This is a genomic window from Oceanospirillum sanctuarii (genome assembly GCF_002150805.1).
Lineage (GTDB): Bacteria > Pseudomonadota > Gammaproteobacteria > Pseudomonadales > Halomonadaceae > Oceanospirillum > Oceanospirillum sanctuarii.
In genome coordinates, this window is the sequence record NZ_MTBA01000013.1 from 54,815 (window position 1) to 81,246 (window position 26,432).

The following is a 26,432-nucleotide window of genomic DNA, read 5'->3' on the forward strand; positions in this document are numbered from 1 at the left end:
CTTCAGGAGACCAAGACTTGCAAACACTTCCACAAAAAATTCATATTATTGATGACACCGCATCTGTGTCGGCATCCCTGAAGATGCTGTTGGAATCCTATGGTTATGATGCTGTCACCCATGCATCCGGCGAAGAATTCCTTGAGGAGATGACACACAAAACCTCAGAACCCAGCTGTATTCTGCTTGATGTTCGTATGCAGGGAATGAGCGGTATCGAGCTGTTTCAGCAGCTGGAATCTCTGAATATTATTGCGCCCGTCATCTTTATCACAGGTCATGCGACAGTTCCTATGGCGGTGCGCGCCATCCAGCTGGGAGCCTTTGATTTTCTTGAAAAGCCTATCGATCACAGTCAGCTTGTTTTTAAAGTTGAAGCGGCTCTTAAGAAGTTCCGTGAAACCAAAAGCGCTCTCCAGATCGAACAGGAAAGCCACAAGGCGCTGGAGTCCCTGACCAAGCGGGAATACCAGATTCTGGAACTTCTGGTTAAAGGCTGCGCCAATAAAGAGGTCGCAAGAGAGCTGAATATCACGGTGAAAACGGTGGAGTATCATCGCAGCAATATTATGCGCAAGACAGGAGCAAACTCATTGCCGGAACTGGTCAGACTGCACCTGACCTACCAGCAATAAAATAGCCGAATCCAGTCATACCGGGAAACCATCATCTTATGCCTACCCCAGCCCAGTTTCAGGTTTCGTCTTTTATTGGTTTCAGGAACCGAAAGCGGATCGCCTCTTCGCTTTCAGGGTTTATTCGTACCTGCTGTTCTATTTTCCTGCTCAGCTCTCTTATCATTACGATCTTGCTGATTGCCTGGCGACCGGCACAAGCTGATCAAAGCAATAGCACTCAAAGTGAGACCGTTTTTCTGAGTAAGGCAGCCCCTATGCAGGTGGTACTTCTGATCAACAATCAGGAAAACCCCTTTTGGCAACTGGTTGCTAAAGCTGCGTCAAAAGCAGCAGAGGACCTGAATATCAGCCTGCAGGTGATTTCGGTTAACGGTAACCCTCTTCGTCCGGTCAGGGTGCTATCCGCGCTGGTCAATTCCAGCCGAAAACCGGATGCTGTGCTTTTCCCCAACATTAAAAATACCGGCAAAGCCGTTCTCGATCTGCTGGAAAAACACAAGATCTACAGTGTCATCTACGACAATGGCTTCTCCCCGAAAGATAATATGGGCCGGCCGGGGCAATATTATCGCTACTGGCTGGGGCAGATTGCCGTTAATAATTACGAAGCCAGCCGGCAACTGACCCATGAACTGATTGAAGAGGCTTTGCAGCGCTTTCCGGATCAGCGCCCGCTGCCGATGATTGTTCTGGAAGGCAATACCTCCTCTCAGGCCAATGCCCAGCGACTTCTGGGCATGTTTGATGCGCTGGTCAGTTATAAAGAGATGGTTGAGATCCGCCAGATTTTTCACACCCGCTACAACCCCAAGCACGCCTATAACGCGACCCTATCCGCTCAGCAACGCTATCCGGAAGTACGCGTCATCTGGGCTGCAAACGATGCCATGGCCGTTCGGGCAGTGGATGCGCTTAAGGAGGGCGATCAGATCCCCGGACGGGATGTTCTGGTGACCGGATTCGACCTTCTGCCGGAAGCCAGACGACGAATCCAGCGGGGCGAGCTTTTTAACAGTTATGGCGGCCACTTTATGGCTGCGGCATGGGGACTGGTTTATCTCTATGACCATTTGCATGGCGCAAGCGAACGCTACCAGCAGCTGAGTATCCCCCTCTACTCCGGAAAATACCCGTTCAAAGTTGCAGTACCGGAAAAAAACGGAAAACTCTGGCTCGAACCGGGACGGGATTTCGCCAATATCGACTTCACCCTTTTCAGCCACTATCTGCAGGAATCAGAGCTGTCTGAAGGCAGGAAAAAATACCTCTTTGAAGCAGGCAACAATCAGTAACCGGAAAGCCTGATTACTGGTTTGCCTTTCACCAGACTCAACCTTAGACTGTTGTTTTTGCGGTAAAAAATGGAATAGCAGTTATGGGCTTCTTTGGTCGGAACAAATCAGACAGCAGCACAACCAAAGTTTCTATCCAACGGGAAGGTTTCGCCCATATTCGCCAGATCAGCGAAGCGGTAACCACCATGCCCTGGGGGATTTCTTTGCTGTCCCTTGCCTGGACTGCAGGTCCTGTTACCCTGCTCGCCGCACAGCTAAGCTACATTCTGGGTTATAACAAAGCGCCTACTCAGGAAAACCTGATCTTCTTCTTTATCTACACCGTCATTACCGGTGTGGCAGGTATTATCGCTCAGATTACCTATCGTCTGACCCGCGTGCCGAAACTGGAAGAGGAAAAGCGAAGGGTTTCACTGGTTCTTGAGCAACTACCCGAACTTCGTTGGCAGATACTGGATCTGCATACCCACCAGCATGACACTGAACAGCGCCAGCGTTATGTCGCCAAACTCCTGCTTCAGAAAGCTGATCTTGATCCGGAATCGCTGAAACAGGCGGTCTTCGACCTGACTCAAAACAAAGCCTTCGCCCGGCTGATCAGCCAGATCGAAATCTATCGTCAGGTGGGCATGGATCGCCGAATCGATGATCTGGTGGAAAGCCAGCGTTTTCTCATTCGTCATGTACTGGTTCAGCTGGAAACGGTTGAACCCGATGCCATTCCTATTATCCGTACACGTTTACAGGGCGACAGTCCGGATCAGAAATTGGGCATGCCCCGTCAGGAAAACTTTATTGAACGTATTTTCGCAGCCATCGAGGAAGAGAACGACCTGTTGATGTCCGACGAGGATGTCGAAGAGATGGTGGTTCTGGCCTTTGAGCTGTTGTGCGGCCGTAAAATCTCCATGCTGACCTTCGCCTACCGTGGTCGCTGGGAGCTAGCTGATGCTCTGGATCGCATGGAACGAAACCGCAGTGAATACCGGATTGCACAGGCAACCGGCCTGAGTCGTATCCGTGCACTGGCGAACTTTATTAACCAACAGTATCTGTCTCAGCGCACCAGTGAAGACGAAGAAGTTGAACAACTCCAGATCAACCAGTCCGCAGACATTCTGGTGGAAAGTGCCGAGCACTATATGGATGAGTGTGCCGAGCGACTTGCAGAATACTGCCGCAAAGCCCGTCGTAAAAAAGCCAAAGTCGATAAAAACTGGATTCGTGAGCAATCCCGTCAGCTGGGCGAAGCATTGAATCTGTGGAAAGAGATTCGTCGCTCATACGAGCGCATCGGTCGCATTCACGTACAGTTGCTCAAAGCTTCCGACCGTTGGGAAAAATTTGTTGATACCTTCTCTGTCAGCGACAACAAACTGCAGATCGGCACCGGCCACCGAGGTCTTCGGGTGACAGAAAAATATGTCTATCTGGATGAAGAAGGCATCAGTGAAGTCTGCGCCAAGCTACATGACTTTATGGTGAAACATAAGCTGACACCGGAAGATCAGAATCAGGCTCGCAACAAAGCGCTGCGTGGTCGAGTGGAACGCTCTTCGCTGCCGGAAGACCATATTACACCTGAACTTGCCAAGCAGCTGGCTATTGAGATCGCATTGGCTCTGGAACCTCATATTCATCTGAGCCGTCCGGAGATCCAGCGGGCAATTTACAGCACCAATGCCATCTATATGAACGATATTGAGCCCGGCATGAGTGCTGCAACCAAGGCTGCTATGGGAACCGCCATGGCCAATGAGAAGCGCCACGATCTCTCTGTAGCGGCTGAACGTCTCGCATTAGCGCTGGTAAAACACTATCAGGTGGAATTAGGGGAAGATGCTATCGCCTTCCTGCGTGATACCTATCATGCCCGCGAAAGCCGACTGAATATGCTCAATCAGTTTGCCAAACCAAGAGAACGCAAAATCAGCTATCTGAACCTGCGACCACCCGTGGTTGCTGCCCCTAAACGAGATTGGTACAAGGCTCTGATTGAAGCCCGCCGACTGGCGGAATAAGCCTTCGGGCAATAAAGCATCGATGGAAAGATGCATCCTGTAACGTATGCCTACAAAAAAGCTATCCTTAATGGATAGCTTTCACGGCAAAATAACTGACTCAATGATTTAATGAGTTATTGCTTACGGTTCTACAAGGGAAAGTCGATGTTTCAGCGGATTAAGCAGATTGTTACACCATGCCAGAGCAGCATTTCATCAGGTTCTACATCTGATAAGGCAGGCTTCAAAAACTTTGTAATGCTGTTAAAAGGGCTGACATTAACCAGTATCATCGCACTGACAACCGGCTGCTCCAACATGCGGGAGCAAAGCGTATCCCCCTGGGAAGAGTTTGATCCTGATTCCGATGAAGCGATCGTACTGGTCAGCCTGCAGCTGGATGAACACGCTACTGCCATTAACCAGCAAGGCCTAATGCCTCACCGAGGCCCTTCCCGCATGGTATTTGCCATGTATGCAGAAACGGAATCCCTCTTCACCCTCAAGAGCATCCAGCTGAGCCAACCTGCTGATAATCCGCGCACTCTTTACTTCAGCAATACCAAAACCCTGAAAATTGAAGAACCCGGCATCTACTTTTATGGCAATGTGCTGAAAATGGGCGGCAAGGTGTATCTGGACTATATGCTGAAACAGCAACAGATTGACCGGGCTTCCCAGCGCTATCCAAAGGTTTTTGAACAGCTGGAAAGCAAAAATTTCTGACCGAGCCAGTACCGCTTGAGAGAATAGAGCTTTCAGCCCGTATAAAGTGATGACCGGCTTAACCGCCGGTCATATTCATAAAGCGAACCACCTGAACATCACCATCCGTTGTAAAGTGATGACGCTCCGGCTTAATCGACATACTCTCCCGAATTGCCTGCTTCACCGGCTCTATCTCCCCCGGATTTGCACGGATAATCGCTCTTAGATCCACTGAGTGCTCATTCCCCAGACAAAGCAGTAAACGCCCTTCAGCGGTTACCCGTACCCGGTTACAGGTGCCGCAGAAGTTATGGCTGTGGGGCGAGATAAATCCAACTTTTGTTTTCAGCCCCGGAATGCGGAAATAGCGAGACGGCCCGTCTGTCTTTTCGGTAGTCGGCACCAGCTCATAGCGCTGGGCAATCACTTCACGGACTTCATCACTGGAGCAGTAGGTTTCTTCTCTCTCATGCTCAGAGATCTCACCCAACGGCATCTCTTCGATATAGCTGATATCGATGCCACGCTCGATGGCAAACTCCAGCAGATCTAAGATCTCGTCATCATTGCGACCTTTAAGAATCACGGCATTGAGTTTGATACCTTTAAAACCCACTGCTACCGCAGCATCGATACCAGCGATTACCTGAGTCAGATCCCCCTTGCGGGTCAGTTGACGAAACCGCTCAACATCCAGAGAGTCCAGAGAGATATTCAGACGCTTCAGGCCTGCAGCTTTCAGATCCTCAGCCATACGCCCCAGCTGGGAACCGTTTGAGGTCATGGCAAAATCGGTAATCTGCGGCAGATCGCCAATATGCTCGATCAGCTCCATTACATTTCGGCGCACCAGAGGCTCACCACCGGTCAGGCGGATCTTGTTCACCCCCAATTGAGCAAAAGCTTCTGCCACCAGAGACATCTCTTCCAGTGTCAGTACCTTTTCCCGGGGCAGAAAGGTCATCTCTTCACCCATGCAATAGACACAACGGAAATCACAGCGATCCGTTACCGACATGCGCACATAGGTCACCTGACGGCCAAAGCCATCAACCAGCTTTTCCTGTTCAGACTGAATCGAAGTGGTCATACATCCCCCTCCTTCCAGCGGCGGGCGGCAGCAGCATCTGAGCTTCTTTCAGAAACCCAGTAATCGCCATGACGGGTGTTCTCTTTTTTCCAGAAAGGCGCGCGGGTTTTCAGAAAATCCATGACGAAGTTGCAGCCATCAAAGGCTGCCTGACGGTGGGCAGAAGCCACCGCCACCAGCACAATAGGATCTCCCGGAGTAAGTCGCCCGACACGATGGATCACATGCACCGCCTGCAAAGGCCAGCGCTCTGCGGCCTCCTGAGCAATCTCTTCCAGCGCCTGCTCGGTCATGCCCGGATAGTGCTCAAGGGTCAGCGCCAGCACATCCGGTTTTTCATTAAAATCCCGTACCAGACCACTGAAGGTAACTATGGCACCAATATCAGTACGATCAGCAGAGATCGCCCGGTTCACTGCACTCAGGTCAAATTCCGCTTCCTGAACACTGATATGAATCTGACAACTCATCAATCTAGCCTCCCGTGACCGGTGGGAAGAAGGCTACCTCGTCACCTGCCTTGACTTCGGCAGAGGCTTTCGCCATTTGCTGATTCACAGACATCAGCAGGTTCTTCGCCGACAGAGCTTCCGCCCAATCAGCATGGGAGGTGATCAATAGCTCCTTCACCTCCGCAAGGGTCAGGCTGTCGCTGTCCAGAGGCACAGAGATCTGCTCGCAACCCAAAGCTTCTCTCAGACCGGCAAAGAAGCGTACATCAACAACTGATGAGCCTTGTGTGGCTTCATTTGTAGCCTGAAGGGAAACCTCAGCTTGCGAAACGTCCTGTTGAACACTTGCGGAATCACTGGCCATCTGCCAGTGACCGGACTTACCTCCTTTTTTCTCCAGCACTTTTGTGCCGGAGATCACCATGGTTTTGTCCACGGCTTTACACATGTCGTATAGGGTCAGGGCGGCAACCGAGGCCGCGGTCAGAGCTTCCATCTCCACACCGGTCTGCCCTGCCAGTTTGCACAGGGTTTCGATACGAATACGATTATTTTCCAGCTCAGGGGTCAGCTCAACCTTCACCTTAGTCAGCATCAGCGGATGGCACAGGGGAATCAGGTCAGCCGTTTTTTTCGCTGCCTGAATACCAGCAATACGGGCGACTGCCAGCACATCACCTTTTTTATGTTCACCGGAAACGATCATACGCAGGGTTTCTGGCTGCATCTCGACATAGGCTTCTGCCACAGCTTCTCGGGCGGTGACCGCTTTTTCGGTCACATCCACCATGCTGGCTTCACCCTTAGCATCAATATGGGTAAAGCCTTCAGGGTGCAGGTCAGAGACTGGGTTGTTTGCTCGCTGAGTCATAATTTTTCTCTCTACTTCCCGCGCGCTGAAACCGATGCTGAAACAAGCAATCGACCAGAGGCGGTGATCATTTTTATTCTTTAAGGCTGTTAAAGCGCATCAATTTATTAGCGGTTAGCCGCTGTTTGCAGACATTTCTGTTAAAAAGTAACGGTCAGAGCAAGTCTGCAAAGGGATAGATATTGACTGTATCCCCGGGGGCGATAGCCGCATGGGCATCACCAATTTCAATCAGACAGTTGGCTTCGGTCATCGAACGCAGAATGCCGGAGCCCTGAGTGCCGGTTGTCCGCACCTCAAGCTGTCCATCACTGTTAAAACCAAAAATGCCACGGTGAAAGTCGGTGCGACCTTCACGGCTGCGCATCTTTTCACCGGCAAGGGCAGGAATTCCCTGCAGCTGCCAACCGGTTTCACCCTGCAGTTTGCGTAGCGCCGGTTGCGCCAGCTGCATAAAGGTCACCATCACAGCAACCGGATTGCCGGGCAGGCCAAAAAACCACGCCGATCCCGAAGGATTATTGATCAGATCTTTACCAATACGGCCAAAAGCAAAAGGCCGACCGGGACGGATATTCATACGCCAAAAGCCGATCTCGCCCACCTGAGCCAGAGCAGTTTTGATGTAGTCCGCGACACCGACAGAAACACCACCGGAAGAGACCACTACATCGGCCTTCACCGCTGATTCAGCCAGAGTCTTGGCTAGCACCGCTTCCTGATCCGGCAGAATGCCCAGATCAATGACATCACAATGCAGTTTTTTCAGCAGCGCGATCAGGGAATACCGGTTGGTATCGTAAATACTGTGCGCCGGTAATGGCTGCCCCTGCGCCACCACCTCATCACCGGTGGAGAAAACCGCAACCACAAGAGGCTTAAATACCGCAACTTCTGTCAGACCAAGGGAAGCGATCAGCCCCTGATGGGCCGGAGTCAGGCGAGTGCCTGCTTTAACCGCAATCTGCCCAGTTGCCAAATCCTCTCCCGCCTGACGAATATTGTCATTCAGTCGCAGGGATTCCGGCTTTTCGATCACCACCCTGTTGTCACCAGACTGGCAGATCTCACGCATAACAACACTGTTGGCTCCCGCAGGCACAGGTGCACCCGTGGTAATGGTGACCGCCTGACCGGTTTTCAGCTCACCTGCAAAACCGTGACCGGCCAGCGCCTTACCCACCAGTTCATATTCAGACTCAAAAACCTCACGGCCATCTTCCGGCAGCGCCAGCGCAAAACCATCCATCGCCGCATTGGTCTGTGCAGGTACATTGATGGGGGAAATCACATCTTCTGCCAGTACACAGCCTGCAAGCTCAGCTATCGGCTGTTGAATAATCTGAGGCTTCGCTGCAGCGTCAACCGCATCCAGCAATGCCTGTCGCCCCTGCTCAACACTCAGCTGTCCCGGCTGATCAAAGCAACTTACCGCAGCCTGAGACGTATTCAGTTCCAATGTCATCACAGAGCTCCCTGTTTGCTTGTAGTGTCGCCATCGATGCAGCTCTCAGCATCCAGAGCCTGACGCTGCTGCTCCACTTGCTGTATCACAAAGTCAGCGATCGCTTCCGGATCATTCAGATCCAGCAAAGGCAGTGCATTAACCGCTTCGCCCGAATCCACCAGATTCTCTTTCAGCTTAGTGACATCATTCGTGGCGATAGCAATAATATTGGTGTCATCCACAGCAATTACCGGCTTACCGGTTGCCGGGCGATGTATCTCAATTTTTGGAAAAGGGATCGCCTTAAAACCCTCAACCAGAACACAATCCAGGCGGTGCAGGGGTAAAAAATCGATCATCTCCTGCAGATCAGGATCTTTTGCCGGTGATTCGTCACTCACAGGGAAATCCAGCATCATCGCCATGCGCTGACTTGAAGCCACCAACATAGGGGCTGCACCAGCCTTGCGCAGTTCAAAACTGTCTTTACCCGGTTGATCTACCTCGAAAGCATGATGAGCGTGCTTCACTACAGCGCAGCGGACACCTTTCTGCACCAGAATCGGTAATAATTTCTTCAACAGCGTGGTCTTTCCGGAACCGCTGAAGGCCGAAAAACCCAGCACGGGCAGGGGAAAATTCAACATAACCCTTCCTATTTGGCTCAGCGCTGAGCTCGCTTTCAGCGCAGGGGTTCGATACCCGAACCTTTTTGTCGTGTTTTATCAGTCTAGTTCAGCAAGGAATATTCCACGGCAGCGCTGAAACGGGTCAAAAAAGTACCAATAAAGTCCATATAGTCCGGAGCAAGGAAAAATTTCCATAAAAAAAGCAGCGACTTAGCGCTGCTTTTCTGTCTTTCCGGATTGAGAATTATGGACTGCGTATTGAACTTAAGACCCTGGTAGATACTACTAACTTGTCAGAGACGCTGCTCCAGCTCCTGAACTTCCTGCTGGGTATTCAGATTCATAAAATCTTCTTCCGGGCTGTCGAATGGCACCACCACCATACGATGCTGCATATACCAACGGTCAATCTTACGTTTACCCTCAGCCAGCCAGGATTCAAGACTTGGTAACAGACTTCGACGCATCAGAGAGATTACCGGCTGAAGACGCTCGCCATCGTGAACTACTGCCACATCCACATCGTTCTTAGCGACCGCCTCGTTCAGCTTCTCAACAACATCCTTTGGCAGCAGAGGAATATCGCAGGGCACAAATAACACCCAGTCAGTTTTGGCGTGGGTCAGACCGGTCAACATTCCCATCAGAGGACCGTGATACCCCTGTTCGATATCTTCCACAACCTGATGTCCCAGCGCCTGATACTCTTCCAGACTGCGGTTGGCATTGATCAGAACAGACTGCACCTGCGGGCTTATCTGCTCCAGCACATGATGAATCATTGGCCGGCCCTGAAAGTTTACCCAGCCTTTATCCATGCCTCCCATACGTTGCCCCTGACCTCCGGCCAGAACCACCGCTGTAATCTCACGGGTGTCGGATAGGATTGATTGTTTGGTCATTGGCTGAGGCACTCCGGACAAAATCCCTATATTAAGATCTGACATAGCGACTCCTCCGCCTATCAAAAAACATATATCTGACATTCACTATAAGCCACCTAGGGAAAACCCGTGGACTTTTTTCGTGACGTTACGTAAAGGGCAAACGAACCCTTAGCCCTCAATAGAGGAAGCAGCTAACGTGCCAGAACTGATGCTCCACCGGGTATTACAAAGATCCGTCAGTAAGTTCTTCTGGTGAGAACTCACCATAATAACCGCACCTTTATCAATTAAATCAGTGACTAAGCGATGCATCAGCTCAACGGAATCATCATCCAGATTAGCAGCAGGCTCATCCAGCAAAAGCAGATCAGGCTGCAACAGCCAGGCTCTCAGCAGGGCGAGTCGTTGCCGCTCTCCACCGGAAAGGGTCACCGCATCCTGATATCGCAAGCCCTCAAGCCCCGCCAGCTTTAAACCCAGCTCAAGAGCTTCACGGGCCGCCGGACGCTTATCCGCCTTCAAAGAACGAATCACAAAGTTAAGGTTGCGCTCCACACTACCGGCAAAAAGATACGGTGTCTGATGCAGATAACAGATACGCTGATCACCCGCCCCGGAAGAGTCATGACAGCGAATCTCCCCATCCTGAACCGGCTCCAGACCTGAGATCAGACGCATCAGGGTGGTTTTTCCGGAGCCATTGGCTCCCTGCAGCCAGATATGCTGCTGGCCATCCCAACTCACCGTATCAACCTTGAAAAGAGCTTCAGCCTGATCCGGCCAGCTCTGAGTTAAACCTTCGATACTAAGCAAACAATGCACAGAGTCTGAAGGGGATTGTTGATCGGCCAACTTGCCCGAAGGACGGCTTTTCTCGGATTTATCGGAGCCAATCCAGGGTAGAAGAGATCGTAAAAAGCCTTGGGTTGAACCGGAATCCGGGGTCATCTTTTGCCTGTTAGCAACGGAAGATCGCTCTGTCACAACGGATGGTTTCTCTATCACATCAACACCTGTATCAGCGGCTGGCCAGCTGACCCTTACCTCGTAGTAATCCCATACCCACATTCAGCACCATGGCGAGAATAAAGAGCACCAATCCAAGCGCCACACCCTGCGCGTACTCCCCTTTCAGGGTTTCCAGTGCAATCGCTGTAGTGATACTTCGGGTGTAATTCAGAATATTACCGCCCACCATCATGGCACAGCCTACTTCCGCGATAATACGGGCAAATGCGGCGATAAAGCAGGCATATAGCGCATAGCGCACTTCCAGCATCAGAACCCAGAGGCAGCGCAGCGGGTTTGCGCCCAACATCTTGGCCGTTTCCCAGGCACGCTTATCCGCCCCCTGAAAGGCACTGTGACTCATGGAAACCAGCAAAGGCAAACAAAGCAGGAACTGACCAACGATCATCGCATCCTGAGTAAACAACAGACGCCAGTCACCCAAAGGCCCAGCGCGGGATAACAGCATAAAGAGAATCAGACCCACAACAACAGTTGGAACAGCCATAAGAGTGTGTGTCAGAGAAAGCAGAAGCCACCGACCGGGAAAACGCCAGTAAGCCAGAGCGAAACCGATCAGAGTCGCCGGAATAATCGCCAGAAGAAGTGCAGTAAAAGAAACCCTGAAAGATACGCCGATAATGGTCCAGAGCGCTTCATCGCCTGATACCAGTAGTTCAACCGCCGCAGCAAAGGTCTCGGTCAGAGAAGCCATTAATGGATGCGCCTTATACTTATCTTATTTTTCTTTTGATTGGTTGTTAGCTGTTCTGTCATTTTGCCTCCTCCGGCAAAACACTTGGCGATCAACTCACTCAGAACAGATCACCTTAAAACAGCAAACCCGCCGGTGCTATCAGTCACAACCGGCAGGTCTTATCTCATCTCGTTTACTGATACTGCCGCAACAACCCCAGCGGTATCAGATAAGTCGATCAGAGTTACAGCCACCAACGCAGGAGAACATCGGCAGCTGCATTACGCTTATACCAAGCGTGCTTACTTAGCGTTAGCGATAAACAGACGCTCACCGTGCAGGCGGAAGTCGCTAATACGCTTCTGAGTTTCCTCAGATACCAGCCAATCGCTCAGCGCCTGAGCACCTTTAGTGTTCAGACCGTCGTATTTAGCAGGGTTCACCAGAATTACCTGGTACGGGTTGAACAGACCCTTGTCGCCTTCAGAAGCGATTTCCAGATCTACTTTGGTTTTGTAAGCCAACCAGGTACCACGGTCAGTCAGAGTGTACGCCTGCAGCTCCGAGCTGATCTGCAGAACTTTGCCCATACCCTGACCCACTTCACGGTAACCTTCAAACGGCAGTTTAGTACCCGCCTGCTTCCATAGACCCAGTTCTTTCTTGTGAGTACCGGAATCATCACCACGGGAAATAAACAGAGACTGAGTCGCAGAAACTTTAGCCAGCGCCTCTTTAATGCTATTAGCAGACTTAACGCCAGCCGGATCATTCTTAGGACCAACCAGTACAAAGTCGTTGTACATGATGCCGCGCGGCTGAACACCGTGACCTTCGTTTACAAATTTGGCTTCAGCTTTAGGAGCGTGGGTCATTACCAGATCCACATCGCCATCACGTCCCATACGCAGCGCCTTACCGGTACCTACCGCAATCACCTGAATAGTTGCGCCGTTAGCTTTTTCAAACTCAGGCAGCAGGTAATCCAGCAGACCAGAGTTATAGGTACTGGTTGTGGTCGCCAGACGTACAATCCCCAGGTCTTCCGCATAAGACTGGATTGATACGGTTGCCGCCAGCGCAGCCAACGCCGCCGAACGGATAAAGGTTTTCAGTGTGCTCTTTTTAGTTGTGCTCATGCTAGTTGCTAGTCCTTTAAATGCTTCAAAGTGCAATGTTTGTTATGATCGGGCACCCTCTGGAGCAAGATAGATGCCAGAGTGCCTCATCCCTGATAAACACTGACTCGCAAGTCAGATTAGATCAAAGTAGATGACTGCAATAGTAAAAAAAACAATAAAACAGGGTCATAATGACCCAGATAAAACACCCTCCGGACAATATGACGCACCGCATCTTCTCCAGCACAAAACGCCGGAAAAACTAAAAGTGACAAAGATCACTCAAGCGGCCCTGACAGACTGATCAACTCCATAACGATCAGATTGCACAGGACAGTCAGAAAGAGATCCGAGAAATGGAACAGACAGGTCGGGGCAGGAATAATTCCCGACTATTTTCGCTGATGGCAATAAAAAGGCTTAGAGGTAACACGTTATAAAAGCAGCCCCATAAAAACAGTCACCGCGAAAATAAATAAACAACAATACCGAGCGAAGAAACGAACACGATGGTCTCCATGGATAAAAACTCCCGCTTTTCCGCCGCTGACTCTACAGGCACACAGTCAGCAGGCACCCCCTCCGGCGCACCAACTTTTGGTCTGGGTGGATTAAACGCAGGCGCAATGGCTCCAGCAATTTCGGTTCTGATCGTTGATGACGAACCGGGCATGCGCAACTTTCTGATCAAAGCTCTGAACAAACGCTTTGCGCTGGTGGAATCTGCCGACAGCATCGAAACCGCTGAAGAGATTCGTAAACGCTGCCACTTCGACCTGATTATCTGCGACATCAAACTACCGGGACGCTCCGGTATTGAGTGGCATGAAGCGATCTCCGGTGACGAGCGCCGCAGCGATATCATCTTTATGACCGCATACGCGGATCTGGAAACCGCCATCGAAGCCCTTCGTGCCGGTGCCAGCGACTTTATTCTCAAGCCATTCCGTCTGGAACAGATGATGGCTGCCATCGACCGCTGCGTTGAGCGCCGTCTGATGGCCCGTGAAAACTTTGTCCTCAAACGTGAACTGAACACCGTATACAGCTCGGGCAGCGCCATGCTGGGTGAAAGTCAGGCGATTCGTGATGTCGACAGCATTATTCGTCGTGTCGCTCCAACCCCTTCTGCAGTTCTGATTGAAGGTGAATCGGGAACCGGTAAAGAACTGGCTGCCCGCGCCCTGCACGAAAACAGTGGTCGAAGCGGTGCCTTTGTACCGGTGAACTGCGGCGCGATTGCAGCGGATATTCTGGAAAGTGAACTGTTCGGCCACACCAAAGGTGCCTTTACCGGTGCTCAGAAAGCCCGTGAAGGCCTCTTTACCTTCGCCAGCGGCGGTACACTCTTCCTTGATGAGATTGGTGAAATGCCACTGGGCATGCAGGCCAAGCTGCTGCGTGTACTGGAACTGAAAGCGGTCAGGCCTGTGGGCAGCGAGCAGGAGATCAGTGTTGATGTCCGTATCGTCGCCGCAACCAACCGCAATCTGGAAGAGGAAGTTAAAGAAGGCCGCTTCCGTGAAGATCTTTATTACCGCCTGAATGTACTGACGCTGACGCTGCCTCCACTTCGGGATCGTCCGGAAGATATTCCAACACTGGTGCACAACTTCTCCCGCAAGCTATCCAAGGAACTGGGTCTGCCACCTGTGCCTCTCACCCACGAAGATATGGCCGTCATCTCAGGCTATGGCTGGCCCGGCAATATTCGTGAACTGAAGAACTTTGTTGAGCGCTGTATCCTTTTGGGTCGCCTGCCCATCGAAAGCTTTGCCAGAGGGGACAGTATGTCCCAGAGCAGCGAAATCACTCCGACCGAAGGGCGCGGATATCCCTCCAGCTGGCCGATGGATGAGGTGGAGAAGCACCATATCCTGCAGGTACTGAGCGAGTTTCAGGGTAATAAATCAGCCGCCGCCCGCCAGTTGGGTATTTCTCGTAAAACATTGGATCGGAAATTGCAGGCGTGGGATGAAATTCAGGGTGCCGAATCCTGATGTCATCCATCAAGCGACAGGCGAAGCGACCCTGGTACATGCGTTCATCAATCCGAATTAAAATTTTAGGCCTGAGTATTGCGCCTCTGGCACTGACTCTGGCCACCCTGATTGGCATGACCAGCTACTGGGTCACTTCCTACTCCACCGATCTGCTCGACCGCAAGGTACGGGCAGATCTGTCTGTCGCCGAAGGTATTCTCAATATTCTTGAGCAACAGGATCTGAGCAATCTGAAACAGCTCAGCCTGAGCCAACAGCTGCGCGAAAGCGTGCTGCGCCAGCAACCAGCGCGCATCAGCCAGCAACTGTACAACTTCAAGATGCTGCATCAGCTGGATTTTGTCCGCATTATCCCGGCCACAAAACTCAGCGAACGGGTATTGAAAGAACCCAGCCTTGGGCAGATCGCCTCTCAGGTACTGGCAGGCAACGCCAATGCTGGCTTGCAGCTGATCGGCCCTGAGGAGCTGACCTTTATCGATCCTCAGCTGATCGATCAGGTTCGTATCAAGCTGCTCAACACGCCAATGGCACAGCCCACGGATCGCAACTTTGAAAGCCGTGGCATGTTTATCCGCGCCCTGCACCCAATCACCAACGACAATGGAGAGCTGATTGGCCTGCTGGACAGTGGCCGCCTGCTAAACCGCAACAACAATTTCGTCGATGAGATCCGCGATCTGGTCTATCGCCCCGGCACCCTACCAGAAGGCGGCTTGGGCACGGTGACCCTCTTCCTCGATGATGTCCGAATCAGCACCAACGTACCGAACAAAGCGATGCCTTCTCCATCCGGCATGGAGCTGGTGGAGGTCTCAGCCCCCCGCGCTGTGGGCACCCGTGTGTCCAAAGAGGTGTACCAGAAGGTACTCACCAAAGGTGAAAGCTGGGTAGATCGCGCCTTCGTGGTAAACGACTGGTATATCTCCGCCTATAACCCAGTGGAAGATCTGGCGGGCAAGCGCATCGGCATGCTCTACACTGGCTTTCTGGAACAGCCCTACAAAGAGATTCATAACCAGACCCTGCTGAACCTGATTCTGGCTTTTGCCGTGGTCGCCTTTATCTCGGTATTTCTGGTACTGCGCAGCACCGGCCTGATCACCCACCCGATCCGCCGCATTCATAGCGTGGTTCAGGCAGTAAAAGCTGGTAAACGCCAGCGCATCGGCATGATGGATACGCAGGATGAGTTCAGCGAACTGGCAGAACAGTTCGATACCATGCTGGACCTGCTGGAAGAGCGAAACCGCCAGATTCAACAGGCTGCCGAGGTTCTGGAACACAAGGTTCAGTCCCGTACCCAGTCCCTGCAGGATAAAACCCGCGAGCTGGAAGAACATATTCGCCTGCTACAGGCCACCCGCGCCCAGCTGATCACCAAAGAGAAACTGGCCGCTCTGGGTGAGCTGACCGCCGGTATCGCCCATGAGATCAATAATCCCGCTGCGGTGATTCTGGGTAATATGGATCTGCTGCAGGCTTCCCTTGGGGAAAATTCTGCTGAAGTGGAAGAAGAGATCGAGCTGATCGTCCAGCAGGTTTACCGGATACGAGCACTGGTGAACAATCTGCTGCAGTACAGCCGTCCCGGCGAATACACCCAGTCGATGTCACCACTGAATATCAATCAGGTGGTGGAAGATACTCTGCTGCTGGTGCGCCACACCCTTGAGAAGCAGAACCTTGAGGTGAAACTCAGTCTGCACGCCAAAAGCTCCGCCGAGGCTAACGTGCAGCAGCTGCAGCAGGTGTTCGTCAATCTGGTGATGAATGCCGCCAACGCCTCCCAGAGCTTTAAGAACATCCATATCCGCAGCCACGACTGGTACGAAGATCAGGTACTGAAAGGGGTTGTGGTTGAGGTAGAAGATTCCGGCATGGGTATCGCAGATGAGATTCTGCCCCATATCTTTGATCCTTTCTTTACCACCCGGGATAACGGCACAGGCCTTGGCCTGTCGGTCAGTTACGGCATTATCCGCCGCTATGGTGGTGATATCCGTGTCCATAGCGTTCTGGGTCAGGGCAGCACCTTCAGTGTCTACCTGCTGCAGAAAGCCCGCTACAACGACAGCGACCACGCCACCGCAGAACAGCTGCTGGCAACCCTGTCCGAGGCACAGAGAAAGCGCTGATCCGGCGCTTTCTCTGTTATCCCCTCGCCTGATCTGCTCGCCCCCACGCTTTTACTCGCTCCCACGCTCTGCGTGGTAGCGCCAAACCATAACTCCTATGCATTCCCACGCGGAGCATGGGAACGAGCCTATATGACGGGCACGCTTCGCTTTGCACCATCCTACGGCTTACATTAAACCTGCTTGTGTGGACCTCTCTTATCTACCCTACTCACGCAATCACTCTAAACTTTGGTCTAGCCAGACCTTAATTCGCCGTGAATCATTTGGTTTTTCCAAAAAAGACTTCTAATATAGCCGATCGCGCTGGTTCACCCTTTTTATTCAGGCTATTCACCGCTCCATTTAAGAAAATCACTATGTCATCAGAAGAATCAACACAGATCAGCCACTCGGCTAACCGCTTTGTCTTTCAGGCATCGCTGCCGGTGATGTTTGGCTATATTCCGCTAGGCATGGCCTTTGGCGTGCTGTTCAGCGATCTGGGCTATCACTGGATTTTTGCCACCCTGATGGGTGTCTTTATCTTTGCCGGAGCCGGACAGTTTCTGGCGGTGGGTCTGCTTGCCAACAGCGCAGGGCTTATGGAGATGTTTATCACCATCTTCCTGCTCAACTCCCGACACATGTTCTACGGCATCTCGCTGGTGGGAAAAATTCCCAACAAGGGCGCAAAACGTCTCTATCAGATTTTTGGCCTGACCGATGAAACCTACTCCCTGCTCACCTCAACCCGCCTGCCGGAATGGGTTGATCCGGCGGAGTTTCAGTTCAAAGTCACCCTGTTTAATCAGATCTACTGGGTGATCGGCTGCACGTTAGGTGCCTGGCTGGGTGGCCAGATCACCTTCTCCACCGCAGGTATCGAGTTTGTACTGCCCGCGCTCTTTATGGTGCTGACCCTAGAGCAGTACAAAAACCTGAAAAAGCCCGCGCCTTTTCTTCTCGCGCTGGTGATCGGCATAGTGACCCTGCTGTTTATCAGCCGTGATCAGATGCTGTTAATCTCAATTCTGCTCAGCATGAGCGTTCTGTTAATGATTCACGCAGGTAAACGATGGAATCCGCAGGCTATCTCTTCACAGTCATCGCAGTAATGACTGCGGCCACCTTTCTGACCCGGGTACTGCCTTTTGTGTTGCTCTACAAGGTAGCGGATCATCATATTCTGGTGTTTCTGGGTAAGTACCTGCCACCGGTGATGATGGTGTTGCTGGTGGTGTACACCTTTAAGAATGAAGATCTGGCCAGTACCGGTTTTCTGCCGGAACTGGGGTGCTTAGCGCTGACGGCAGCGCTGCACCTGATGTTTAAACACCCACTGGTGAGTATTCTGGGGGGAACCGGAGCTTATATGGCACTGGTGCAGATGGGGGTGAGTTAACGCCCTGTTAATGGGCGGATTACGCTTGGCTAAACTTAGCGAAGAATGAGCGCCAGCCAAGCAGTAAGGCGTCCATTTTAAACAGCTTGTTATATGCCGTAATCTCGCTCTACTTTTGAAATACGAACCTTAAATGACTCGTACCATAACTTACGACCAGTTTTTTGAGCTTCTAAATGCTCAGTATTAGCTTTCCAATTTTTGATAGACTCTAAATCTGTCCAGTAAGAAACTGTAATACCAACTTCCTCTCTTGCTGACTCAGCGCCTAAATATCCAGGTTGCTGCTCAGCTAATTCAGCCATTCTATTTGCAGTTTCACCATAACCGTTATCTCCTTCCGTACGAATCGAAGTAAAAATAACAGCATAATATGGTGGCTTTGGGGTGTTAGCTAAAAGGGACATCCGAACTCCTTAGGCATATAACGCCGGCCACAGCGGCTGGCAAAGCTGGCGGTTTTTGTGCCGCGAAGCGCACAAAAAGTGACAGGTTTAACAGTCCGTTGCTGGCCTTTGTTATGCCATTTTATCATTTTGCATCTTGAAGAGAATTTAGCTCAAATATCGAATCAGAAAGCCTCGTCCCTGCACCTACAACGCGAGCTAAAACTTTAAGCTGCTCCTGCACCACCTTATTTTTAGACGGTTCTGGATAGTTAAAAGTATGATCAATCTCTCCCCAAACTTCTTCAAACAAAGTTCGAACCTGAACTTCGCAGGTGATATTGCTATCCGCCCTAGGTTTAAACACATAATGCACGCTGGTGTAAAAACTTTCCTTAAGCTTGGGAGAAACCCCTAAAGCCTCGAATGTTTTGGAATATTCAGGATCCCATGTATATGCTTTTGGCGGTTCAAATAGGGCGAGCTCTCCGGAATCAACATATTTCATTAGAGCTTTATGAATTGCTTCAAACTGTCCAATATAAAGGTGGAGTATTCGAATACCGCAAATATCGGTGATTCGTTCTTTTATGTTGCCTTGTGTAATAGGTCCTTTCTGCTCATCCTCAGGCAACAGTGAATCTTCGTGATTCTTTCTCTCAATCTTGCTTTTTAGGTGATCAAGATCCTTAAATCTTGACTTATAGCTGTGCACCAGATTTTTTAGCTCAGGATCTCTGTTTATATAAGATAAAAACTTGTCATGAAGTAACTCATAAGAATGCATATCGTCTTTAATGAGCTTGATTGCATCGTCTAGATTGATATTTTCCATATCAGAGTAACTCCAATCTTTCCAAAACGTCATCGGCAAGTTTTATATAGCCTTTTTTTGTTTCGTAATAGCTGCCTGCATTACCCTTTATCGTATTTTTTTCCTCACCTAAGTTTGGAAGATTTGGAACGTCCCACATTGGGGACTTATATTTTTGGGCCATTGTCGGGAGGGTGCCATGACCATGAATTACAGAGCTACCACCTATTGAAGTGTCAAAATAATTATGACCATTGTTTAGCAAGCAGTCAGCTGGGATGAAGTTTTTTATAGTTTCTGGAATTTTCTTTGCGTAGTTATAATGTGCAAGGGCTATGTTTAGCTCGTTAGGTGCGTCAGACCTTTTTTTTGCATTGTAGACAGTGTATCCCAGGAGCTTTACAAATTTACTAGGAAAGTATTCTCTTTTGCTGTCTGACAGCAAGGAATACATGGTATTGAATTCCTTACTCCATACGGAAAGCGCATTACCAATATTTCTAATACCATAGTCAGAAAACATATCAGGCGCGCAAGGAATCAGTATTGAGTCAGCGCTCGATATGATTACTTTGTTAAGAGAACCTAGACTAGGGGACGTGTCAATAAGTGTAATGTCATAACCATATTTTTGAGCATAGTCTTCACATATTTTTCTTACTGAAGTAACAATTCTTATTGCCTGTGGCTCACCCAGGAATGCTTCGCTCCAGTGTTTTGCTAATTTGTTTTCGAATAAGTGAAGGGTTAATCTCCCTGGTATCAAATCTAAATTTTGTCTTAGAGATACAGGTGTAGATAATTCTTTTTCTTCTGATTCGCCGTCCTCGATTGGTTTTAACAGATAATGTATCGAATGATTAGCTTTTTGAAAGGACGCAAACTGCTCATCACTAATTTTTGATTTGGCAGCTTTGTAATCGCTAATATATTCGTCTTCTGAATTCCATATTTCTTCTAAACGCTCTTCAGAAAGTCCATACAAAGTTAAATTGGACTGCGGATCAAGGTCGATAAGTAGAACCTTCTTACCTTTCTCAGATAAAGCTGCACCCAAGTGGTAGGTCAAAGTAGATTTTCCAACACCACCCTTGTTGTTAAATACCGATACTATTTTCACTTATTCTCTATCCTTAATCTTTTTAACTATCTGAGTAATTTGACCAGTGCTTGCGATTGCATAACATTTTGATATCAGGCATGCTCGTTTTGACGATTTCAATATACCGTCGAAAAATAAGGAAAAAGTTTGATTAGAAAGGAAAAATCCATTTCCTGATCTGACTGCTTCCCTGCTAAACGCGCATGCGCGTTATCACAATTAAACGTTGCCTGTTATCCCAAGCATGATTTCCATAATTCATTGATTTTGCAGCTTATCCATTTCTAGCACTCCGGTAAACCGCGCATTAAGTCGGACAAAACGAGCACAGTTTGCGAGAAAACAGAAAATATACTGTATAAATCATCAAAAATTCACCTGAAGGGATTTATCGAATGCTGGCGAGATATGAATTTCAACGCGGAGCGTTGGAACTGGAGAGGGGAACGCAAAGCGTGGAACGAGCCGAATATAGGCCGCACATGCGCCCCAAACGCCAAAACGCCCCGGCGCTTTTCAGCGGCGGGGCGTTTCAATCATGCCGAAGGCAAACCTACCCGATTAGCTCTCTGCGCCGTTCCAGACCATCTTGCCGCATTCACTCAAATCATACCCGCCGAGACTATCTGCCAGTGCGCGGCCTTCATTACTTTGCATATAGGTAAACAGCTGCTGGAACAGGCCACGGAAATAAACGCTGCGCGGTACAACCAGATCAAAGGCTTCTTCGCACACCGGAATAAAGCTGAGACCGTATTCACGGGCGGCACTCAGGCTACCCGGCCCGACATCGGCATCACCACGGCAGATCATGGAGGCCATTTCACGCTCACTGAACGCCTGCACGGAAACATTCAGGTCGGATTCCTGCATCTGCTGGCCGGTCAGCCACTCCTGCAGAAAACGTTGTGAACCCGCGCCTTCCTGACGGATCGCCCAGCGCATGCGGTGCATCGGCAGGCTGCTGGCATCATCGGTTTCAAACTCAGGGTTTACGATTAAGCCCTGCGTGCGTTTAAAGGCATGGATCAGCACCCACTGACGATAATGGGAGAACTGACGCACCAGCCCCGGGTGGCGCAGATGGCTCTCTTCTGCCCGCCCCCAGTGAATCGCCGCTACATCTGCATGCCCCTGAGAAAGCAGACTTAGCCCCATACGGGTGCCGGTCACGCTATAGCTGTACAGCGCCTTGTTACCCACCACAGAAGGTAGTCGCAGCATCATCGCCTGCAGGAAAGGATCATCACTGCCGGTCAGCAGCAGGCGATCTGCCATCAGACCGCTATGGCAGGATTCCAGCAGCCAGCGATCCACCAGTTTCTTCGGAAAAAGCCACTTACCTGTCACCTTGGTCGCCGGAATCTGACCTTCACTGGCCAGGGCATAAACTTTCTTCTCGTTCAGATGCAGGTATTCAGCCACCTGCTTTACGTTCATAAAAAGGGTATCGGCGATCACTTCAGACATAGCGTTCTCTCAGGTTCAAAAAGCGTGGGGTTCTATTTGAAATCGGGTTAAGCCGGTCAGGCTTATTAATCTTTTTTTCTGGACGGCGATTTAGGGCGAACCGGCGGCGGTGCGTCCCAGTCGAAGCGCTCTGCGCCCTCGTACAACATAAAGTGCTGCCCCTTGGCGCGGGCGATCAGCATAATACCCAGCTGTTTTGCCAGCGCCAGTCCCATGGCGGTCACACCGGAGCGGGACAGAAGTACGGAAATGCCCATACGGGCGACCTTAATCACCATCTCAGAGGTGAGACGGCCCGTGGTGTAAAACACCATCTGCTCACGCACCATAGGCGTAGGATTTTCTGGTGAGGACGTCAGCCACTGTTTACCCGCCAGCGTATCCACGGCGTTATGACGACCGACATCCTCTGAGAAGGCCAACACTTCTGCGCGGTTTTCCTCTTCTGTATCAGCATTCAGCGCACACAGTGCACAGCCATGTACCGCACCGGCAGAGCGGTAGGTTTCGTTATATTCGTTGAGGGCTTTCAGCAGACGATAGATATCGCTTTGGGCGACCTTAAAGCTGGGCAGCTGGATAGTTTCCAGATCATCCATCAGCGCACCGTATTGCGTACCCTGACCACAGCCTGTGGTGACGGTTTTATGGGCCAGTTTCTCTTCCAGCTCCTCACCAATCTCATCGGCAACCACCACAGCGGCTTCCACATCCCAGTCCACCTGCACGGCACGAATCTGACTGAACGCTTTCACCATGCCCTGATTGCGCAGATAGCCCAGCACCAGTGCTTCCGGCTCTGCACCTAAGGTCATCAGGGTGACGATCTCGCGTTTATTGAGATAAAGGGTAAGCGGGCGCTCACCTGCGATGGCGATCTCCCGAATCTGGCCGTATTCATCGAATACCTGAGTGGTTTGTGTCAGCTCAGCACTGGCCTGACTGATGACAGCTGCTTCAGCGTTTTGCTTATCGGTCTCTATCATTGTCATATCGGGTCACGTCACTTTTATTATTCATTATTCGGTAGCGCATCTTTTTTTCGGTAGCGCATCTTGGGAGCGTCAAAATGCCCACCATGAATTCGGTTATAGAAAACAGCAAAGATCATTCCTGTTTTATCTATCGACGGGCTAAAAAAAGAAAATCAGGGATAAATAATGACCGTAACGGAGAAGAAAAGTGCGCCTAAGGGAAAATCAGCGGCAAAGGGAGACAAAATTAGCAAGTTCGAAACAGGCAGAACCCATGGGTCACGGAGGGGCTTTTAACCGGATTAAGTTTCAGGAAATGGAACTTCAGAAACCGGAATCGGGAAAATAAATCAGCGATCAATTTTTTCTGCCAATAAACACCCGGTTCACTCAGACAGAGCTTGTCTGCTGCGGCAGCAAATCACCGAAAACGACAAAATGACACACATAGGACATTTTGTCCTATGCGTGTCATTTCAGGCTATGCGGCCATCTAAACAAGCAGCCATCCAAACTAATGGACTAGATAAAGCCCTCGATCAGATCAGCTCGCCACGGGCCGGGTAATCATTTTTCAGTACGAAATCCAGCGCCCCCAGCATCTCTTTAAAGTGCGGACGGGCAAATGGCATGGTACTGACATTACCCCAGTACAGCGTGCCATCCGGACGAACCAGATAGATAGCAGGCTCGCTGAATACCGTTGGCTCTTCCACGCCGATAGAAGTCTTGCCCTTACCGGCAGAGGTGTACAGCCCCCAGTCTTTCACCTGCTGCGCGGTCAGTCCATAACCTATGGTGATGTTCGGCAGTTCCCATTCGTTTTTCACCGCTGTTGCACGCTCTTCAGTGTCGCTGGACAGCGCCAGTACAGACACACCTTTCGCGGCAAAGTCTTCCGCCAGACGGTTCAGTTCCGTCAGGTAGTTTCGGCAGATCGGGCAGTGATAGCCGCGATAGAAAACCACCATGGTGAAGTTTTGCGGATGCTGATCTTCCAGACTCCAGCTGTCGCCACCCACAGTGTTTACATCAAGCGCGGGGACAGGCTGACGAGGCATTAAAGGCGTAACCATATTCGTTCTCTCCAAAAGTTGAATCACTCTGCTGTCGGGGTCATTGCCCGACAAACCTGTGTCGATGGAGAAAGCATAGGTGAACTTTCTGTACGATCAGTACGCAGTTTTGCTATCTTTAATAGCAGTTCGTACAAAACAGATCATTCACCTTGGTTATTTGACGGAATCTTTATGGATCGACTCAGCGCCCTGCTTAACCTCTTCCAACCGGAAGCCCGTCATGTCAGCCAGAGCAATCTCAATGACGGGGCGCTCTCTGTCCCGCAGGATGACTGCAGCAGACTCTATCTGGTGAAGAGTGGTCGCCTGCAGCTGACAACCCCATACGATGAGCAAACACTGAACTGCCAGTGCGGGGATCTGATCTGGCTCCCCAGAGGCGATGCTCATCAGCTGGCCGAACTGCGTGAAGAGCTGCGGGAAGATGGCATCAATTTTGATCAGCAACCCGCTGCGGTCGTGACTCAGATCGATATCGCCTTTTTACATCGCGAGCCAAATCAGGAGTTGAACCTGCTGCAAAGTACCCTGCCCGCTCTGCTTTATCTGCCTGCCAGTGAGAGTCAGATCTCCAATCTGAAACCCTTAGTGGAGCTGATGTTTCAGGAAGCGGGTCAACAACGCTGCGGCCATACCACGGTGGTTAACCGGCTGGCGGAGGTTCTGTTGGTGAATCTATTGCGGCATCTGATGGCGAATCAGAAAGTCGCCACCGGTGTGCTCGGCGGCCTGAGTGATCTGCGCTTGGCTCGCGCCATGACCGGCATTCACGACACCCCCGGCGAGAACTGGACATTAGAAGAACTCGCCAATACCGCAGGCATGTCCCGCACCGCCTTCAGTAAACGCTTTCGGGAAGTGGTGGGTTTTACCCCCGCGGATTATCTCGCCCACTGGCGGATGAGTATCGCCTGCAAGAAGATCAGCAGCGGTACAGAGAGTATCGCTGCCATCGCCGATGAACTGGGCTATCAGAGTGAGACCGCCTTCCGGCGGGCATTCCGGAAGGTCACCGGCCATCCACCGGGGTTTTATAAGAAGGGAGGGAGTTTTAGCGAGATCCCTAAGGAAGATACTTTTGAGGCCGAAGCGGTTACATAACCGCTTTCAGCCAGTGAATTGAAAGCAGTCGTAAAAAGTAAACTGCCAATCAATAACTATACTTCTTCAAACTCAATACTGTAGTAATCTAAATTTTGCACCGCTTTGAATACTTCGAAACGTCCCGAGGAGCATGCATGTAGCCCTGTGACACTTTCCTTAGTTAACTTTGAGGCCAGACCAATCAGACAGCTGTTTATTGCCCCAGGTGCTAGTTTCATTAGATAAATGACTTCAGGATTTTTACTTAACCTCGCTAATTCAATAGCAATAAAAACTCTTTCGCCATCATCTGAAATATCCATTAAATCAAAAACACAGGACCCATTTTCATTAACTTTAAAATAAGGTTCCGCTTTTACCCTATCTCTCAAATTCATGTTATCTATTAGACTGAAATCAGGAAGTATCACCCTGTCCGCCTGTTCCAGTCTGAGAACAACACGGTGTTCTTGTTCATAAATCCATTCATCACTTTTCTGAAAGAAAACCTCATAAAGTATACGGTCTGCTCCCTCAGCGATTATGTTTGAATAATCATAGTCGAACTTGTCGTTTCGATATCTCAACCCCTTTCTATACGCGACAGGCATGGGTACTCCATCAAAAGGGGACCACTCCTCATCCAATGAGGAGTTTATTAAGGGATCAGCCCTGAATAAATTTTTGAAAATTGAGCCATTAGGCCCGAACGATAGTATTCCAGCAACAAGCCCCTTATGTTCATTGGCATAATGAGCCCACATCAGCAAGTTTTCTTTATTTTCAGTAAAACTAATAACACCTATATGGTGCTTTCTTAGATCAACATACTTGGAAAAAGAGATTTCTCCATATTCAGGATCCCAAGTCATGGAGAATTCAAAATCATTCGCTAGCTCGTCTAAGCTAGATCTACAAAAAACCGCTTCAAATGGATCATTCAAAACACTTGGTTGCGACAGGCGAATGTACCCTTCTTCGAAGATGCCTCGCGGCTCGCCCATGTATTTAAATAGCTGTTTCAAGCGGCTCTCCTTGTCAAAACTCAGCGAAGAATATGAAGTCTATACTACTGCCAAAAGGCAGGTAAAAGTCACTTTCTGATAACAACAAAGCAATGTCGTTTTATTCCTGACATTAATTAATTCCCTAT

At 50.2% G+C, this 26,432-nt stretch carries 25 protein-coding genes; 9 read left to right on the top strand and 16 right to left on the bottom strand.

Annotated features, from left to right (window positions below; genetic code table 11):
• Window positions 1-17 precede the first annotated feature (17 nt).
• The 4 genes from BV405_RS16185 to BV405_RS16200 all read left to right on the top strand — a co-directional run bounded on the left by BV405_RS16185 (window position 18) and on the right by BV405_RS16200 (window position 4,662).
• Window positions 18-635 carry a response regulator transcription factor gene (locus BV405_RS16185; RefSeq protein ID WP_086481928.1) on the top strand — a complete coding sequence of 206 codons (618 nt, stop codon included), beginning with the start codon at window positions 18-20 and terminating at the stop codon, window positions 633-635.
• A 257-nt stretch (window positions 636-892) separates the two neighbouring features.
• Window positions 893-1,930 carry an ABC transporter substrate-binding protein gene (locus BV405_RS16190; RefSeq protein ID WP_176330197.1) on the top strand — a complete coding sequence of 346 codons (1,038 nt, stop codon included), beginning with the start codon at window positions 893-895 and terminating at the stop codon, window positions 1,928-1,930.
• An 83-nt stretch (window positions 1,931-2,013) separates the two neighbouring features.
• Window positions 2,014-3,954, top strand: coding sequence for a hypothetical protein (locus tag BV405_RS16195; RefSeq protein WP_086481930.1), 1,941 nt, complete (start codon window positions 2,014-2,016; stop codon window positions 3,952-3,954).
• Between the two features lie 147 nt (window positions 3,955-4,101).
• Window positions 4,102-4,662 (top strand): hypothetical protein, encoded by a 561-nt coding sequence (locus tag BV405_RS16200; protein ID WP_086481931.1) that lies wholly within the window; start codon window positions 4,102-4,104, stop codon window positions 4,660-4,662.
• Between the two features lie 58 nt (window positions 4,663-4,720).
• Here the strand turns inward: BV405_RS16200 and moaA are convergent, their stop codons facing one another.
• The 9 genes from moaA to BV405_RS16245 all read right to left on the bottom strand — a co-directional run bounded on the left by moaA (window position 4,721) and on the right by BV405_RS16245 (window position 12,864).
• A complete protein-coding gene (gene moaA / locus BV405_RS16205; RefSeq protein ID WP_086481932.1) occupies window positions 4,721-5,734 on the bottom strand; it encodes a GTP 3',8-cyclase MoaA in 1,014 nt (337 codons plus the stop codon).
• Window positions 5,731-6,204, bottom strand: coding sequence for a molybdopterin synthase catalytic subunit MoaE (moaE, locus tag BV405_RS16210; protein ID WP_086481933.1), 474 nt, complete (start codon window positions 6,202-6,204; stop codon window positions 5,731-5,733). The genes moaA and moaE overlap by 4 nt, the downstream gene beginning before the upstream one ends.
• Before the next feature lie 4 nt (window positions 6,205-6,208).
• A complete protein-coding gene (moaC, locus tag BV405_RS16215; RefSeq protein ID WP_086481934.1) occupies window positions 6,209-7,057 on the bottom strand; it encodes a cyclic pyranopterin monophosphate synthase MoaC in 849 nt (282 codons plus the stop codon).
• A 154-nt stretch (window positions 7,058-7,211) separates the two neighbouring features.
• A complete protein-coding gene (locus BV405_RS16220) occupies window positions 7,212-8,522 on the bottom strand; it encodes a bifunctional molybdopterin-guanine dinucleotide biosynthesis adaptor protein MobB/molybdopterin molybdotransferase MoeA (RefSeq protein ID WP_086481935.1) in 1,311 nt (436 codons plus the stop codon).
• On the bottom strand, window positions 8,522-9,151 hold the full coding sequence (gene mobB / locus BV405_RS16225; protein WP_086481936.1) for a molybdopterin-guanine dinucleotide biosynthesis protein B: 630 nt from the start codon (window positions 9,149-9,151) through the stop codon (window positions 8,522-8,524). The genes BV405_RS16220 and mobB overlap by 1 nt, the downstream gene beginning before the upstream one ends.
• Before the next feature lie 275 nt (window positions 9,152-9,426).
• Window positions 9,427-10,080 carry a molybdenum cofactor guanylyltransferase MobA gene (gene mobA / locus BV405_RS16230; RefSeq protein WP_217895689.1) on the bottom strand — a complete coding sequence of 218 codons (654 nt, stop codon included), beginning with the start codon at window positions 10,078-10,080 and terminating at the stop codon, window positions 9,427-9,429.
• 108 nt (window positions 10,081-10,188) lie between these two features.
• Window positions 10,189-10,968, bottom strand: coding sequence for an ATP-binding cassette domain-containing protein (locus tag BV405_RS16235; protein WP_176330198.1), 780 nt, complete (start codon window positions 10,966-10,968; stop codon window positions 10,189-10,191).
• A 70-nt stretch (window positions 10,969-11,038) separates the two neighbouring features.
• A complete protein-coding gene (locus tag BV405_RS16240) occupies window positions 11,039-11,743 on the bottom strand; it encodes an ABC transporter permease (protein WP_086481939.1) in 705 nt (234 codons plus the stop codon).
• Window positions 11,744-12,027: 284 nt separating this feature from the next.
• Complete coding sequence (locus tag BV405_RS16245; RefSeq protein WP_086481940.1) at window positions 12,028-12,864, bottom strand: ABC transporter substrate-binding protein; 837 nt, start codon at window positions 12,862-12,864, stop codon at window positions 12,028-12,030.
• 500 nt (window positions 12,865-13,364) lie between these two features.
• On the opposite strand from BV405_RS16245, the gene BV405_RS16250 reads away from it, so the two are divergent.
• From BV405_RS16250 to BV405_RS16265, 4 genes are all read left to right on the top strand, one after another.
• Window positions 13,365-14,846, top strand: a complete 1,482-nt coding sequence (locus tag BV405_RS16250; protein WP_245832359.1) for a sigma-54-dependent transcriptional regulator — start codon at window positions 13,365-13,367, stop codon at window positions 14,844-14,846.
• Entirely contained in the window at window positions 14,846-16,987 is a 2,142-nt protein-coding gene (locus BV405_RS16255; RefSeq protein ID WP_086481941.1) for a sensor histidine kinase, read from the top strand. The genes BV405_RS16250 and BV405_RS16255 overlap by 1 nt, the downstream gene beginning before the upstream one ends.
• A gap of 359 nt (window positions 16,988-17,346) precedes the next feature.
• The gene (locus tag BV405_RS16260) at window positions 17,347-18,084 is read left to right on the top strand and encodes an AzlC family ABC transporter permease (protein ID WP_086481942.1); all 738 of its coding nucleotides are present in this window, start codon (window positions 17,347-17,349) and stop codon (window positions 18,082-18,084) included.
• Complete coding sequence (locus tag BV405_RS16265; protein ID WP_086481943.1) at window positions 18,045-18,371, top strand: branched-chain amino acid transporter permease; 327 nt, start codon at window positions 18,045-18,047, stop codon at window positions 18,369-18,371. The genes BV405_RS16260 and BV405_RS16265 overlap by 40 nt, the downstream gene beginning before the upstream one ends.
• Window positions 18,372-18,460: 89 nt before the next feature.
• Here the strand turns inward: BV405_RS16265 and BV405_RS16270 are convergent, their stop codons facing one another.
• From BV405_RS16270 to BV405_RS16295, 6 genes are all read right to left on the bottom strand, one after another.
• On the bottom strand, window positions 18,461-18,778 hold the full coding sequence (locus tag BV405_RS16270; protein WP_086481944.1) for an antibiotic biosynthesis monooxygenase family protein: 318 nt from the start codon (window positions 18,776-18,778) through the stop codon (window positions 18,461-18,463).
• A gap of 124 nt (window positions 18,779-18,902) precedes the next feature.
• The gene (locus BV405_RS16275) at window positions 18,903-19,592 is read right to left on the bottom strand and encodes a RelA/SpoT domain-containing protein (RefSeq protein WP_086481945.1); all 690 of its coding nucleotides are present in this window, start codon (window positions 19,590-19,592) and stop codon (window positions 18,903-18,905) included.
• Window position 19,593: 1 nt separating this feature from the next.
• The gene (locus tag BV405_RS16280) at window positions 19,594-20,691 is read right to left on the bottom strand and encodes a ParA family protein (RefSeq protein ID WP_086481946.1); all 1,098 of its coding nucleotides are present in this window, start codon (window positions 20,689-20,691) and stop codon (window positions 19,594-19,596) included.
• A gap of 543 nt (window positions 20,692-21,234) precedes the next feature.
• The gene (locus BV405_RS16285) at window positions 21,235-22,143 is read right to left on the bottom strand and encodes a helix-turn-helix transcriptional regulator (protein WP_086481947.1); all 909 of its coding nucleotides are present in this window, start codon (window positions 22,141-22,143) and stop codon (window positions 21,235-21,237) included.
• Window positions 22,144-22,208: 65 nt separating this feature from the next.
• A complete protein-coding gene (locus BV405_RS16290) occupies window positions 22,209-23,135 on the bottom strand; it encodes a formate dehydrogenase accessory sulfurtransferase FdhD (protein ID WP_086481948.1) in 927 nt (308 codons plus the stop codon).
• A gap of 521 nt (window positions 23,136-23,656) precedes the next feature.
• Window positions 23,657-24,193: a peroxiredoxin-like family protein gene (locus BV405_RS16295; RefSeq protein ID WP_086481949.1), complete on the bottom strand. Its 537-nt coding sequence runs from the start codon at window positions 24,191-24,193 to the stop codon at window positions 23,657-23,659.
• 174 nt (window positions 24,194-24,367) lie between these two features.
• Here BV405_RS16295 and BV405_RS16300 point away from each other — a divergent pair, with 174 nt between their 5' ends.
• Complete coding sequence (locus tag BV405_RS16300; protein WP_086481950.1) at window positions 24,368-25,297, top strand: AraC family transcriptional regulator; 930 nt, start codon at window positions 24,368-24,370, stop codon at window positions 25,295-25,297.
• 56 nt (window positions 25,298-25,353) lie between these two features.
• On the opposite strand, the gene BV405_RS16305 is transcribed toward BV405_RS16300, so the two are convergent.
• Window positions 25,354-26,304 (bottom strand): DUF2971 domain-containing protein, encoded by a 951-nt coding sequence (locus BV405_RS16305; RefSeq protein WP_086481951.1) that lies wholly within the window; start codon window positions 26,302-26,304, stop codon window positions 25,354-25,356.
• Window positions 26,305-26,432: the final 128 nt, after the last annotated feature.

Bases quoted from the DNA above. Each gene is read 5' to 3' on its own strand.
- BV405_RS16275 (WP_086481945.1), bottom strand. From the start codon at position 19,592: ATGGAAAATATCAATCTAGACGATGCAATCAAGCTCATTAAAGACGAT.
- BV405_RS16295 (WP_086481949.1), bottom strand. From the start codon at position 24,193: ATGGTTACGCCTTTAATGCCTCGTCAGCCTGTCCCCGCGCTTGATGTA.
- BV405_RS16260 (WP_086481942.1), top strand. From the start codon at position 17,347: ATGTCATCAGAAGAATCAACACAGATCAGCCACTCGGCTAACCGCTTT.
- BV405_RS16200 (WP_086481931.1), top strand. From the start codon at position 4,102: ATGTTTCAGCGGATTAAGCAGATTGTTACACCATGCCAGAGCAGCATT.
- moaE (WP_086481933.1), bottom strand. From the start codon at position 6,204: ATGAGTTGTCAGATTCATATCAGTGTTCAGGAAGCGGAATTTGACCTG.
- BV405_RS16220 (WP_086481935.1), bottom strand. From the start codon at position 8,522: ATGACATTGGAACTGAATACGTCTCAGGCTGCGGTAAGTTGCTTTGAT.
- mobB (WP_086481936.1), bottom strand. From the start codon at position 9,151: ATGTTGAATTTTCCCCTGCCCGTGCTGGGTTTTTCGGCCTTCAGCGGT.
- mobA (WP_217895689.1), bottom strand. From the start codon at position 10,080: ATGTCAGATCTTAATATAGGGATTTTGTCCGGAGTGCCTCAGCCAATG.
- BV405_RS16290 (WP_086481948.1), bottom strand. From the start codon at position 23,135: ATGACAATGATAGAGACCGATAAGCAAAACGCTGAAGCAGCTGTCATC.
- BV405_RS16240 (WP_086481939.1), bottom strand. From the start codon at position 11,743: ATGGCTTCTCTGACCGAGACCTTTGCTGCGGCGGTTGAACTACTGGTA.
- BV405_RS16300 (WP_086481950.1), top strand. From the start codon at position 24,368: ATGGATCGACTCAGCGCCCTGCTTAACCTCTTCCAACCGGAAGCCCGT.
- BV405_RS16255 (WP_086481941.1), top strand. From the start codon at position 14,846: ATGTCATCCATCAAGCGACAGGCGAAGCGACCCTGGTACATGCGTTCA.
- BV405_RS16285 (WP_086481947.1), bottom strand. From the start codon at position 22,143: ATGTCTGAAGTGATCGCCGATACCCTTTTTATGAACGTAAAGCAGGTG.
- BV405_RS16245 (WP_086481940.1), bottom strand. From the start codon at position 12,864: ATGAGCACAACTAAAAAGAGCACACTGAAAACCTTTATCCGTTCGGCG.
- BV405_RS16270 (WP_086481944.1), bottom strand. From the start codon at position 18,778: ATGTCCCTTTTAGCTAACACCCCAAAGCCACCATATTATGCTGTTATT.
- BV405_RS16265 (WP_086481943.1), top strand. From the start codon at position 18,045: ATGGAATCCGCAGGCTATCTCTTCACAGTCATCGCAGTAATGACTGCG.
- BV405_RS16250 (WP_245832359.1), top strand. From the start codon at position 13,365: ATGGATAAAAACTCCCGCTTTTCCGCCGCTGACTCTACAGGCACACAG.
- moaA (WP_086481932.1), bottom strand. From the start codon at position 5,734: ATGACCACTTCGATTCAGTCTGAACAGGAAAAGCTGGTTGATGGCTTT.
- BV405_RS16235 (WP_176330198.1), bottom strand. From the start codon at position 10,968: ATGACCCCGGATTCCGGTTCAACCCAAGGCTTTTTACGATCTCTTCTA.
- BV405_RS16195 (WP_086481930.1), top strand. From the start codon at position 2,014: ATGGGCTTCTTTGGTCGGAACAAATCAGACAGCAGCACAACCAAAGTT.
- moaC (WP_086481934.1), bottom strand. From the start codon at position 7,057: ATGACTCAGCGAGCAAACAACCCAGTCTCTGACCTGCACCCTGAAGGC.
- BV405_RS16190 (WP_176330197.1), top strand. From the start codon at position 893: ATGCAGGTGGTACTTCTGATCAACAATCAGGAAAACCCCTTTTGGCAA.